Raw genomic sequence first — 12,912 nt, forward strand, 5'->3', positions numbered from 1 at the left:
AAAAAAAGCCATTCTGTTGATAGAATGGCTTTTTTTATACTAACAAATTGCAAACTGTTAGTTATTATTTTCCAAGCGCTTGTGCTAAATCATCAATAAGGTCATTTATATCTTCAATACCAACACTTAAACGAATTAACGAATCTACAACTCCCGTTTTTTCTCTTTCTTCCTTCGGAATACTTGCATGCGTCATGCTTGCTGGATGTCCTGCTAATGATTCAACACCTCCTAAAGATTCTGCCAAAGTAAATATTTTTAAATTCTCTACTATTCTGATTGCTTCTGTATAATTATTCCCTTTGGTTACAAAAGAAATCATACCACCAAAATCGTCCATTTGTTTTTTTGCAATATCATGATTTGGATGGTTTGAAAATCCTGGCCAATATACTGTTGAGATTTTAGGATGGTTTGCTAAATATTCCGCAATAGCTTTTCCATTTTCACAATGACGCTGCATACGCACATGCAATGTTTTTATTCCACGTAAAGCCAAAAAACTATCCATTGGTCCACAAATAGCACCACTTGCATTTTGAATGAAGTACAATTTATCTGCAACTTCTTTATCTTTTACAATCAAAGCTCCCATCACCAAATCACTGTGTCCTCCAATATATTTCGTTGCAGAATGCATCACAATATCTGCTCCTAAATCTAATGGTCTTTGCAAATATGGTGTCGCAAATGTATTATCTACAGCCAATAGGATATTATACTTTTTTGCAACTATAGAAGCTGCTTCAATATCAATAATATTCATCATTGGATTTGTTGGCGTTTCTACCCAAATAAGTTTTGTATTTGTGTTGACATACGATTCAATGTTTGCCGCATTTTGCATTCCAACAAATTGAAATTTAATGCCGTAACCTTCAAATATTTTAGTAAACAAACGATATGTTCCGCCGTACAAATCGCTAGTTGAAATTACTTCATCTCCTGGTTTCAATAATTTCATTATCGCATCAATAGCAGCTAATCCAGAAGCAAATGCCATACCGTAGTTTCCGTTTTCAATGCTTGCTAATGCATTTTCTAGTGCAGTTCTCGTAGGATTATGCGTTCTTGAATATTCATAACCTTTGTGTCCGCCAGGAGTACTTTGTGCATACGTAGATGTTTGATATATAGGTGGCATCACAGCTCCATACGCTTTGTCTGGCTGTTGTTTACCGTGAATTGTTTTTGTATTAAATTTCATGTATTGGTGTTTTTACATCTATGACAAATTTAACGCTTCATTTATTGATTTTCAGATTATAGATGTACCTTTATCAGTAATTAACTATTTTGTCGAAATGATATATAAAAATAACAATTTATCAAAATACCTTCTTTTTGTATTTGCTTTTTGTAGTATACAGGCATTTTCTCAAAATTTCACCAAACAAGATACTTTACGCGGCTCTATTACACCCGAACGCGCTTGGTGGGATTTGACACATTATCATTTGGACATTAAAGTAGATCCTTCCGAAAAAACAATTGCAGGAAGCAACACCATTCAATATACGGTATTAGAAAAAGGACAAAAGACGCTTCAAGTGGATTTGCAACCGCCTTTACAAATGACTAAAGCAATTCAAAATGGAGAGGAATTAGAAATTACTCATGATGGAAATGCACATTTTATTCATCTGAAGAAACGACAAAAGAAAGGAAAAGTATATCGTGTAGAAGTTTTTTATGAAGGCAAGCCAAAAGTAGCAAAACGCCCACCTTGGGATGGCGGAATTACTTGGAGAAAAGATGCAAACGGGCTTCCTTTTATTGCTTCTTCTTGTCAAGGACTCGGCGCAAGTGTATGGTGGCCTTGCAAAGATCATATGTATGACGAAGTAGATAGTATGAAAATTAGCGTGAATGTTCCTAAAGATTTGATGAATGTTTCTAACGGACGCTTGACCAAAGTTGAAGCATTAGACGATGACACAAAAACTTATCATTGGAAGGTAGTAAATCCAATAAATAATTATGGTGTAAATATTAATATTGGAGATTACGTGTATTTTGGAGAAAAGTATGAAGGTGAAAATGGCACGTTAGACATGGATTATTATGTGTTGCGAGATAATTTAGACAAAGCCAAAGAACAGTTTAAAGATGCCAAACGTACTTTAGAAGCTTTTGAACATTGGTTTGGACCTTATCCATTTTATGAAGATAGTTATAAATTGGTAGAAGCACCATATTTAGGCATGGAACACCAAAGCTCAGTAACGTATGGAAATGGATATGAAAACGGCTATCGCGGTCGTGATTTGAGTAACACAGGTTGGGGAATGAAGTTTGATTTTATCATTATACACGAATCTGGACACGAATGGTTTGCTAATAATATTACCAATATTGATATTGCAGATATGTGGATTCATGAAAGCTTTACAAACTATTCAGAGAATTTATTTTTAGATTATTTCTACGGAAAAGAAGCAAGTGCTGCATATGTAATTGGTACGCGCGCTAATATTCAAAATGACCGTCCAATTATAGGAATTTACAACGTAAATCATGAAGGCTCTGGCGATATGTATTATAAAGGTGGAAATATGTTACACATGATTCGTCAATTGATAAACGATGATGCAAAGTGGCGTAGTATTTTGCGTGGACTAAACAAAGATTTTTACCATCAAACCGTAACTACACAACAGATTGAAAGTTATATTAGTGAAAAATCAGAAATTGACTTATCTGCTGTTTTCGATCAATATTTACGTACAACTGATATTCCTGTGCTACGCTACAAAAGAGAAGGAAATAAACTTATGTATCGCTGGGAAAATTCAGTTGATGATTTCAATATGAAAGTTCGCTTAGCAGTAAATAAAAAATTGATTTGGCTTTCGCCTACAACAACATGGCAAACAAAAGAAATAGATACTAAAGTTTCTACCATGGAGTTAGATCCTAATTTTTATGTGACTATGAAAGAAATGGAATAGAATTTTATCGAGAACTACTTAGAATTTCTTAGTACTTCTCGATAGTTCTATAAAGCGCTGTCGTAATGCTATTTTTACTCAAAAAATCACTCAAAACAGCGCTAGAGACACAAAATCTCCATTAAATTTCTGCTACAAATTCTGAAAATACTTCTTTGTGACGTTCTAAATCCATGTTTGCAGAAAGTGCCACACGTGCAATATAATCTTTGTCTCCTTCTTTTGTAGTTCCTTGTGTTGATGTTGCAGGAATTGTCCAGTAACAACCTTTTAATTGACCATAACTCACACAATATTTACTTTCATCTGGAATTTCAGCAATCATTAAATTGATGAGTTTCAAGTTTAATTTTCTCTTGTAAGCTTCTCGTTCTTCATCCGTATTTCCTTTGGTTGGAAGATCTAACGAAAATACAGAAGGCGTGAATCCTTGCGCTGCTAACTCTTCAGAAACAAAATTGATTTTTGCAGTAGGCAATGTTTTTTCAATGAACGTAACAAATTCACGTGTATTTGTATATGCATCTGCTATTCGCTGAATCATTGAAGGTAATTGCGTTGCTAAGATTTCGTATTGTAAAGCGGTCGCTTCATTATCACAAAGACTCAGGTGCAGTTCTATTTTGTCAATTAACGTTGCTGCTTTTTGGTTTCCAACACAGTATCCAGCAGTACATAAACCTCCACTAGGAAATTTAGATCCACTAGCATATGAAATTGCACGAACTGTAGAAAGTATTTCGCCTTCACCTAAAAAAAGTACGTTAGGGCAAAATGTTTGATCTAAAATAAATACAGGATCAATTGCCGTTTCTCCAGTAGCAGTTTTACGCTCTTTTTCTAATGCTTCTTTCAAAGCAATTAACTCAGGAACTTCCACTCTCGGATTTGTTGGTATTTCAGCAATGATAAAAGGAATCGCATCTTCTTGCGCGACTTTATCCAAGACCATATTCACGCTTTTTACCATATCATTGTCACCATCCACAGGTAAATCTAGCACTTCTACGTTTTCAACACAAGCCGCAACACGTCTTGCCTGATCGTTAGTTCCTCCGTAACAATTTGGTGGTACAATAAATTTGATATCTTTTCCAGGATGTTTCTCTAATGCATCATCAATCAATCCCATCATAATGGCATATTGAATAGATAATCCGCTAGAAGCCACTAAAGGTTTTGTAGTAACACCAGTAATATTATTAATTGCAGTTAAAACGCTTGTTTTATTTGCAGCAACATTTGTTTCTGGAATTGCTAATGATGTTTTTTCTGTTAGTGATTTTAGCACTACCAAGCAATCTGCTGGCGTCATTGCAATTGTCTCTCTTCTTCGAACGTGTTGTATTTCTGAAACATAGTGTGCATTTTCATCATTTGCCAACACAATACTTCCTAATGTTTCTTGAAAATTGATAAAGAAATCAATATTTGAAGAAAAGTCTACTGTATGATTATCATTTTGAGAGGAAATAAAAATAGTACTTCCGTCAAACGAAGGAACCTCTAATACATTTTCCACTTTTTTCAATTCAAATGTATATCCGTAAACATTTCGAACAGTTTCAGCGTCAAAAAAAGCAGGTAATTCGCCAGTATAAACAATTTGTGTATGTTTCTTTTCTAATAAGTTTTTTCTCAAAATTGCCAAAATAGGTGTTGTTTTTGAAGAAAAACTAATCACGTTTTCTGGTTTCAGATTGTTCAATTTTGCAATTCCCCATTCCAAAACACACGATAAAGGATGTCCTAAACGAATATAATCGTACGCAGTTGGTAATTCACTTAGCGCTGATTCAGATGAATTATTCGCATTAAATAAGTTTTCAAAATGTTCTAAAAACTGAACTTTTGCCAATTTTTCATTGTAAATGTCTAGTCTATGCGTTGTTAAGCGCAACCAATTATTTGGCATGTTTTCTAAGACATTTTCTATATATGTGAGTACTGTATTGCCTTCCATTATTTTCTACTTTATGTAACGTACAAATATACGCTAATTAGATTTTTTACGGAATTATGAGTCGCTTTAAAACATAGGCGCTTACAAAACAACTCTTAAAGAAAAGTTATAATTATTTATCTACTTTTAATGCTTTTTTTATTGCCAAAACATATCCATAATGCATGCCTTCATGAATATTATTGAATTCTATAGCTTCATGTACATTGCTTAATGTAGTTCCTAAACTAAGTGTATATTCAGTGTAGTTTTTAAATATTCCAGCAGTCAAATCTTCTTCTGTTTTTATTAATAAACTATCCAATAGTTCATAAACCTCATCTACTTCTTTTTGTACAACATCGCCTTCTGGTTTTGTTCCTTTTCTATATTTAGAAATCATTTCATCAGAAACGTACATTGGCAAACCAGATAACTTGTAGACTAATAATTGTTGGGTAACCACTATATGTGCAATATTCCAAAATATATTGTTTGAAAATCCTTGAGGAATTTTGTTTAAATCTTCTAAGGTAGTCTCTTTTAAAATTCTTTTGATGACCTTTCTGTTGTTTTGAGTAACAGTTCTTGTAAAATTCATTTCGTTATATTTTCATTAAAAGTATTCATTTTTGATGGAAATGAATTTTCTTTGCATAAATTATTATCAGTCATATTAAATAACCTCTTTTTAAAACTGTAAACCCGTGAAGAAAATTTATCATTTAAAAACGTGCAATACATGTCAGCGAATTATTAAAGAGATTCAACCAACGTCCGATTTTATTCTTCAAGGCATTAAAGAAGAAGAAATTACCGTAAAACAGTTGGAAGAAATGCACGCTCTTTCGGGAAGCTACGAAGCGTTATTTAGTAGACGCGCCAAGCTTTACAAGGAAATGGATTTAAAAAATCAGGAGCTTACTGAGCAAGATTATAAACAATATATTTTAGAACATTATACCTTTTTAAAACGTCCAGTTATTATTGTAGAAGATCAAATTTTTATTGGGAATTCTGCTAAAACTGTGGCTGCAGCCAAAGAAGCAATTTCGTAATCATGTCTAAAAAAACCTTTGCTTTTATTGCTGCCTTTATGGTGCAAGTTTTTTATGGAGTTACATTTACTTTTGCATCTGATGTTATAAAAGGTGGCTACATAAAACCATTTGGATTTATATTACTTCGCGTAGCTGCTGCAGGAGTTTTATTTTGGATATTTAGCATGTTTGCGCCAAAAGAAAAAATAGAACGCAAAGACTTTCTCACTTTCTTTTTAGGGGCTGTTTTTGGAATTGCAATTAATATGCTTTGCTTTTTTAAAGGTTTTGAGTACACAACTCCAATTCACGCTTCTGTGATTATGGTGGTTGTACCAATTATTGTATTGATACTCTCCGCCATTTTCTTGAAAGAGAAAGTCATTTCTACCAAAATTATTGGAATCATTTTAGGACTTTCGGGTGCAGTTGTCCTGAGTTTATATGGTAAGGCTACAGAAAATTCATCGAATATTCCGCTTGGAAATTTACTCGTATTTATCAATGCCGTTTCCTATAGTATTTACATTATTATTATTAAAAAATTAACCTCTAAATATCATCCATTTACGTTTATAAAATGGTTGTTTTTATTTGGTACTATCTTAGTTTTTCCTTTTGGTTTTTCACAATTAAGTACTGTAGATTGGACTAGTTTTTCTCCATATGTATTTTTTGAAGTTGCTTTTGTAATTGTTGGAGCTACATTTGCGACATATTTACTAAACCCAATGGCTTTGCGCGAATTAAAAGCTTCAACCGTAACAACTTTTTTATATCTTCAACCTGTTATTGCAGGAATTTTTGCTGTACTTGTAGGCAGCGATTCTCTAGATTTTATTAAAATTGTAGCGGCTCTATTGATTTTTTCTGGAGTTTATCTGGTAACATTAAATAAGTCCAAAAGCAAATAATGAGTCAAACGCAGCGTCTTTTTTATGATAGTGTAAACAGTATTCCAAAGGAATATTGGCAACAGTTAGGCTGCTTACCCAATACATATTATACTCCAGAATTTTTACGCGCATACGAAGTTGCCAATGATGACATAGTGTTTCGATATATTGTTATTGTAAATGAGCAGAAAGAGGCAGTTGCTTTTGCTTCAACGCAAGTGGTGACAATTCCCATAGAAACAATTACACAGAACATCAAAATTTCTGAGCGACTTAAAAAAATAGTCAATAGTTTATTCTGTAACAATTCGCCCAAAATTATGTTTTGCGGAAATATATTTTTGAGTGGAGAATACGGAACATATATCAAACGAGGAGAAGATACAAATGCGTTGTTTCACGAATTGGTCGCAGCTTTAAAAACCTTAATGAAACAAACCAAAAGACTCCATGCGGTGTTTGTAAAAGATTTTAAAGATACCTCGCTTCCTCTCACCGATCAGTTGAAAGACTATGAGTATTCACCCATGAAGGTTGAACCCAATATGATTATTACCTTAAAACCTGAATGGAAATCTTTTGATGATTATAAAAGTGCGCTCAAATCTAAATATAGAGTCAAAGCAAATAAAGCAGATAGCAAAAGTGAAAATTTGATCGCAAAAGAATTTACTTATCAAGAAATTGAACAGTATAAAAGTGAATTGCAAGCGTTGTATGAAAACACCATTGCCAACGCAAATTTTAATGCTCAAATTCTCGATTTAGATACTTATATGGTTCTCAAAAAAACACATGGTGATCAGTTTATTGTAAAAGGGTATTTTTTAGAAGAGGATTTGGTTGGATTTTTGTCTGCGATGCGAAATGGAGATAATTTGGATGCACATTTCATCGGTTTAGATTACGCGCTCAATAAAGAAAATGCAATTTATCCAAGAATCTTAAATGATTATGTGCGTTTGGGTATTTTGCATGGAGCGAAACGTATCAACTTAGGAAGAACCGCTTCTGAGATTAAGAGTACTTTAGGTGCAAAACCACAAGATCTAACTTGCTACATGCGCCACAAAAGACCTTTCATAAATAGTTTGATGAAACCCTTTATCAAAAACATTCGAATTAAAGATTTTAAAGAACATAAACCTTTTAAGAAGTAACTTAGACTTCGTTAGACTTTTTCGTCTAGTTAAGCATGACGATTTTAAAAAAAAGCATACAGTTTCAAACTACTTCTCGACACAAAATTCTTCTAGAATTTCACTCGAAGTGACGTTTCTTTACTGCTAAAATTGTCATTTCGAGTGATTCGTCAAAGTAAATTGTATTGAAATTCTTTTTTAAAGAATATAATCTGTGCTTACAAAGTTAGAGGCTCTCGTTTGCAATAATTCATTTAAGATTTCATTGTTATAGTCGTTGTCTTTAGAAGCTACAAAAGTCCTAATTGAGAACGAACGCAATGCATCATGCACACTTAAAGTCGCTACCGCAGAATCTTTTCTTCCTGTAAACGGATATACATCTGGTCCACGTTGACAAGAGCTATTTAAGTTTACACGACATACCAAATTCACCAAAGTATCAATTAAAGGCGCAAGTGTTTTGGTGTCTTTACCAAACAAACTTACTTGCTGACCATAATTTGAGGCTGCCATATCATCTAAAGGCTGTTCAATATCTGAAAATGAAATCACGGGAATTACAGGTCCAAATTGTTCTTCTTCATATACACGCATGTCTTTGGTCACAGGATATAAAACTGCTGGAAAAATGTAATTATCGGTTGTTTCTCCTCCTTTTTTGTTGATAATTTTTGCACCTTTAGCTTCTGCATCATCAATCAATTCTTGAATATATGCTGGCTTATCTGGCTCTGGCAATGGTGTTAATTTTGCTCCTTCTTCCCAAGGATTTCCAAATTGCAAAGCATCTACTTTTTCAGAGAAACGCTTGTTGAATTCGTCCACAATAGCTTCATGCACATACAATACTTTTAACGCAGTACAACGTTGTCCGTTAAACGAAGTCGCGCCTGCAATACACTCGTTAATTGCCAAATCTAAATCAGCATCTTTCAACACAATTGCTGGATTTTTAGCTTCTAAACCTAACACCATTCGCAAACGATTACTTTTTGGATGAACACTTTGCAGCGCATTGGCAGATTTACTATTTCCAATCAATGCCAACACATCTACACGACCATCTCTCATAATTGGAGAAGCTACTGTTCTTCCACGTCCGTAAATAATGTTTACTACACCTTTAGGAAAACTATTTTGAAAAGCTTCTAATAATGGAGTTAATAATAAGACGCCAAATTTTGCAGGTTTAAAAATTGTAGTATTCCCCATGATAATCGCAGGAATTAGCAACGCAAATGTTTCATTTAATGGATAGTTGTAAGGTCCGAGACACAAAACTACGCCCAATGGTCCACGACGAATATGTGCATTTACACCACCGTGTTTTTCAAACTTTGCACTATCTCGATCCATCTGAGTATAATCTTCAATGGTGTCATAGATATAAGCTACCGTTCTGTCAAATTCTTTTTCGGAATCGGCTAAGTTTTTTCCAATTTCCCACATTAGTAGTTTTACAATTTCTTCGCGTTTGGTTTTCATTTGCTCCACAAACTTTTCCATACACGCAATTCTATCTACAACCTTCATTGTTGGCCATAAACCTTGTCCTTTGTCATACGCAGAAACAGCAGCGTCTAATGCTTCTAACGCTTCCGTTTCTCCTAGTGTCGGAATTGTTCCTAGTAATGTTTTTTGATATTTTTCTGTAGAAGAAATCGTTGAATATACTTCAGCCGTTTGACCTGTCCACTTTTTTAACTTACCATTTACTAAATATGTATCTTGTGTAATGATCTCTTTTATTTGATATTTTTCGGGAATTTTCATGAGGTGTTTTTTATCTTGTTTTATTAAACTAAAAACTGAAATAAATCAGGTTTATCATTTAAGTAGTCGCCATAAAAGTTACGTAATTTCATTTTCGTAATCAAAGTTTCTAAATCGCCTGCATTTTTTAATTCTAATCCAACTACGGCAGCACCATTTTCACGATTGGTTTTTTTAGTATATTCAAAATATGTGATATCATCTGTCGGCCCTAAAATTTCCGCTACAAATTCACGCAAAGCTCCAGCGCGTTGTGGAAATTTGATAATGAAGTAATGCTTTAAGTTTGCATAGAGTAATGCACGTTCTTTGATTTCGGCTGTTCTCGTAATATCATTATTACTTCCACTTATAACACATATTACGTTTTTTCCTTTTATTTGATCTTGATATTGCGATAATGCACTTAAACTTAATGCTCCTGCAGGCTCAACTACAATTGCTTGACGATTGTATAAATCTAAAATTGTTTGACACACATTGCCTTCATCAACCGTAACCATGTGGTGTAAATTTTCTTTACAGATAGCAAAGTTCAAATCACCAACACGTTTTACCGCAGCTCCATCTACAAAGTTTTCAATGTTTTTTAAAGTTGTGTTTCTTTCTTTTTGAATTGATGTTGACATGGAAGGCGCACCTTTTGGCTCTACGCCGACAACTTTGGTACTTGGAGACAACATTTTAAACACAGACGACAATCCTGCAGACAATCCGCCGCCGCCAACAGGTACAAATACATAATCGATAGGATTTTCTAATTGATTTAAAATTTCCAATCCGATGGTAGCTTGTCCTTCAATGACTTTTTCATCGTTAAACGGATGAATGAATGTTTTGTTTAAACGCTCTGATTGTTCCATTGCCGCATGATACGCGTCATCAAATGTATCGCCAATTAAAACTACCTCAACATATTCTTCTCCAAACATTTTGACTTGTTCAATCTTTTGGTTTGGCGTTGGAGTTGGCATAAATATCGTTCCTTTTATTTGTAATAATTTACATGACAAAGCCACACCTTGCGCATGGTTTCCGGCACTAGCACATACAATTTCATTTTCTATTTGTGTTGCTGTTAAAGAAGCAATTTTGTTGTATGCGCCACGAATTTTATACGAACGTACTTGTTGTAAATCTTCTCGTTTTAAGTAGATATTACAATTAAATTCTCTAGAATAATAATCATTATAACTCAAAGGCGTTACCGAAGCAATGCCTTTGAGTGTTGTTGCAGCTTTTTTAATAGCTGCTAACGTTGGAGCGTATATTTTTGTGGTTTCCACAATATGTTGTTTAATTTTTTATTGTTACACTACCATTTAACTTCAAAGTAGTTCTCGATACTATTTTTTTTACAAAAATCACTCGAACTGACGTTTAATTTTTGAAACGTCAGTTCGAGGAGTTTACGATATGGCAATCTTTAAGAAGTGAGTTTTGTAACTTAAAATATCCTCGTAAACTTGTCTCACCACTCAATACTAATATCTCACATCTATACTGCCACAGGCTTTTCATTTTCAACAGCTGTTTTAATGGTTTTCATTGCCGTCATTGCTGCTCTGAGTCGTTTTCCAACTGCTTCTATCGGATGATTTCTTATAGAATCGTTTACCGCAATTAAATCTAAATTATCAACTGCGTTTGATGTCGCAAATGATTTACCAATCACAGATGTATCTACTGTTTTCATGAAATCTTCTAGCAAAGGTTTTGCTGCATGATCAAATAAATAACAACCATATTCAGCTGTATCAGAGATTACTCGATTCATTTCAAACAGTTTCTTTCTAGCAATGGTATTTGCAATTAATGGTAATTCGTGCAATGACTCGTAATAAGCTGAATCTTCAATAATTCCAGCATTTACCATCGTTTCAAACGCCAATTCTACACCCGATTTTACAAAAGCAACCAATAATACTCCATGATCAAAGTATTCTTGTTCCGAAATATGATCCGTAGTTAATTTTGTTTTTTCAAAAGCAGTTTCACCTGTTGCTTCACGCCATTTTAGTAAGTTTTTATCATCATTCACCCAATCTTCCATCATTGTTTTAGAGAAATGACCTGAAATGATATCGTCCATATGTTTCTCAAATAATGGTTTTAGAATTCCTTTTAATTCTTCAGAAAGTTCAAATGCTTTTATTTTTGCAGGATTTGACAAACGATCCATCATATTAGTAATTCCCCCATGTTTCAGTGCTTCCGTTATGGTTTCCCAACCTAATTGAATGAGTTTTGCGGCATAATTAGCATCTATTCCATCTGTAACCATTTTGTCAAAAGCCAGAATAGAACCTGTTTGTAACACACCACAAAGAATGGTTTGTTCTCCCATTAAATCACTTTTTACTTCTGCAATAAACGAAGAAGCTAATACGCCTGCTCTATGTCCGCCTGTAGCAACTGCATAGGCTTTTGCTTGATCCCAACCTTTGTTTTCTGGATCATTTTCTGGATGTACTGCAATTAATGTTGGGACACCAAAACCACGCTTATATTCTTCACGAACTTCGGTTCCTGGGCATTTTGGCGCTACCATGATTACGGTGATGTCTTCACGGATTTTTGTACCTTCTTCCACTATATTAAACCCATGTGAATAACTCAACGTAGCTCCATTTTTCATGAGTGGCATTACAGCTTTTACTACATTTGTATGTTGTTTATCTGGTGTAAGATTTAATACCAAATCTGCTGTTGGAATGAGTTGTTTATAAGTCCCAACTTTAAAGCCGTGCGATGTTGCATTTTGATACGAGTTGCGCTCTTCATCAATAGCAGCTTGTCGTAGTGCATACGAAATATCCAATCCTGAATCGCGCATATTTAATCCTTGATTCAGTCCTTGCGCACCACAACCGACAATGACTATTTTTTTATCTTTCAGCACTTTGACTCCATCTGTAAATTCAGAAGCATTCATGAATCTACATTTTCCTAATTGTGCTAATTGTTCTCGTAATGATAGTGTATTGAAGTAATTTGACATGATTTTTTATTTTTTGAATCTAGAGTCAGGAGCCCAGAATCTAGACTTGCTCACTCTGCTGTTATTTTTTTAGTTTTTATTTGAATTTATCTTGAATCCTTATTCTTGAATTAAAAATTGGAGTTCATTGTTTTATTTTTTTAACTATCCGTTTTATATGAAAT

General features: G+C 34.0%; 10 protein-coding genes. 4 read left to right on the plus strand and 6 right to left on the minus strand.

Going from position 1 to position 12,912, the window contains the following annotated elements:
• Positions 1 to 64: 64 nt before the first annotated feature.
• Positions 65 to 1,207, minus strand: a complete 1,143-nt coding sequence (locus ACOQOS_RS13345) for a cystathionine gamma-synthase (RefSeq protein WP_420570964.1) — start codon at positions 1,205 to 1,207, stop codon at positions 65 to 67.
• Positions 1,208 to 1,304: 97 nt separating this feature from the next.
• Between ACOQOS_RS13345 and ACOQOS_RS13350 the strand changes: the two genes are divergently transcribed.
• Positions 1,305 to 2,951: a M1 family metallopeptidase gene (locus ACOQOS_RS13350; protein ID WP_420570965.1), complete on the plus strand. Its 1,647-nt coding sequence runs from the start codon at positions 1,305 to 1,307 to the stop codon at positions 2,949 to 2,951.
• A 121-nt stretch (positions 2,952 to 3,072) separates the two neighbouring features.
• Here the strand turns inward: ACOQOS_RS13350 and ACOQOS_RS13355 are convergent, their stop codons facing one another.
• Together ACOQOS_RS13355 and ACOQOS_RS13360 are read right to left on the minus strand one after the other, a co-directional pair.
• A complete protein-coding gene (locus ACOQOS_RS13355; RefSeq protein ID WP_420570966.1) occupies positions 3,073 to 4,914 on the minus strand; it encodes a cystathionine beta-synthase in 1,842 nt (613 codons plus the stop codon).
• Between the two features lie 112 nt (positions 4,915 to 5,026).
• A complete protein-coding gene (locus ACOQOS_RS13360; RefSeq protein ID WP_420570967.1) occupies positions 5,027 to 5,494 on the minus strand; it encodes a DinB family protein in 468 nt (155 codons plus the stop codon).
• Positions 5,495 to 5,600: 106 nt separating this feature from the next.
• Here ACOQOS_RS13360 and ACOQOS_RS13365 point away from each other — a divergent pair, with 106 nt between their 5' ends.
• Genes ACOQOS_RS13365 through ACOQOS_RS13375 form a run of 3 tightly spaced genes read left to right on the plus strand, consistent with a single transcriptional unit; the run spans position 5,601 to position 7,989 of the window.
• Positions 5,601 to 5,951 (plus strand): arsenate reductase family protein, encoded by a 351-nt coding sequence (locus ACOQOS_RS13365; protein ID WP_420570968.1) that lies wholly within the window; start codon positions 5,601 to 5,603, stop codon positions 5,949 to 5,951.
• A gap of 2 nt (positions 5,952 to 5,953) precedes the next feature.
• Positions 5,954 to 6,847, plus strand: a complete 894-nt coding sequence (locus tag ACOQOS_RS13370) for a DMT family transporter (RefSeq protein ID WP_420570969.1) — start codon at positions 5,954 to 5,956, stop codon at positions 6,845 to 6,847.
• Positions 6,847 to 7,989 carry a hypothetical protein gene (locus tag ACOQOS_RS13375; protein WP_420570970.1) on the plus strand — a complete coding sequence of 381 codons (1,143 nt, stop codon included), beginning with the start codon at positions 6,847 to 6,849 and terminating at the stop codon, positions 7,987 to 7,989. Before ACOQOS_RS13370 ends, ACOQOS_RS13375 begins: the two co-directional genes overlap by 1 nt.
• 180 nt (positions 7,990 to 8,169) lie before the next feature.
• On the opposite strand, the gene ACOQOS_RS13380 is transcribed toward ACOQOS_RS13375, so the two are convergent.
• From ACOQOS_RS13380 to ilvC, 3 genes are all read right to left on the minus strand, one after another.
• Positions 8,170 to 9,747: an NADP-dependent glyceraldehyde-3-phosphate dehydrogenase gene (locus ACOQOS_RS13380; protein ID WP_420570971.1), complete on the minus strand. Its 1,578-nt coding sequence runs from the start codon at positions 9,745 to 9,747 to the stop codon at positions 8,170 to 8,172.
• A gap of 23 nt (positions 9,748 to 9,770) precedes the next feature.
• Positions 9,771 to 11,036 (minus strand): threonine ammonia-lyase IlvA, encoded by a 1,266-nt coding sequence (gene ilvA, locus ACOQOS_RS13385; RefSeq protein ID WP_420575146.1) that lies wholly within the window; start codon positions 11,034 to 11,036, stop codon positions 9,771 to 9,773.
• A 209-nt stretch (positions 11,037 to 11,245) separates the two neighbouring features.
• Complete coding sequence (gene ilvC / locus ACOQOS_RS13390; RefSeq protein ID WP_420570972.1) at positions 11,246 to 12,748, minus strand: ketol-acid reductoisomerase; 1,503 nt, start codon at positions 12,746 to 12,748, stop codon at positions 11,246 to 11,248.
• Positions 12,749 to 12,912 lie beyond the last annotated feature (164 nt).

Origin of the sequence: Kordia sp. (genome assembly GCF_965224175.1) — a bacterium.
Classification (GTDB): Bacteria; Bacteroidota; Bacteroidia; order Flavobacteriales; family Flavobacteriaceae; genus Kordia.

Excerpts from the sequence above, each read along its gene's own strand:
- ACOQOS_RS13345 (WP_420570964.1), bottom strand. The coding sequence starts at position 1,207 with ATGAAATTTAATACAAAAACAATTCACGGTAAACAACAGCCAGACAAA.
- ACOQOS_RS13350 (WP_420570965.1), top strand. The coding sequence starts at position 1,305 with ATGATATATAAAAATAACAATTTATCAAAATACCTTCTTTTTGTATTT.
- ACOQOS_RS13355 (WP_420570966.1), bottom strand. The coding sequence starts at position 4,914 with ATGGAAGGCAATACAGTACTCACATATATAGAAAATGTCTTAGAAAAC.
- ACOQOS_RS13360 (WP_420570967.1), bottom strand. The coding sequence starts at position 5,494 with ATGAATTTTACAAGAACTGTTACTCAAAACAACAGAAAGGTCATCAAA.
- ACOQOS_RS13370 (WP_420570969.1), top strand. The coding sequence starts at position 5,954 with ATGTCTAAAAAAACCTTTGCTTTTATTGCTGCCTTTATGGTGCAAGTT.
- ACOQOS_RS13375 (WP_420570970.1), top strand. The coding sequence starts at position 6,847 with ATGAGTCAAACGCAGCGTCTTTTTTATGATAGTGTAAACAGTATTCCA.
- ACOQOS_RS13380 (WP_420570971.1), bottom strand. The coding sequence starts at position 9,747 with ATGAAAATTCCCGAAAAATATCAAATAAAAGAGATCATTACACAAGAT.
- ilvC (WP_420570972.1), bottom strand. The coding sequence starts at position 12,748 with ATGTCAAATTACTTCAATACACTATCATTACGAGAACAATTAGCACAA.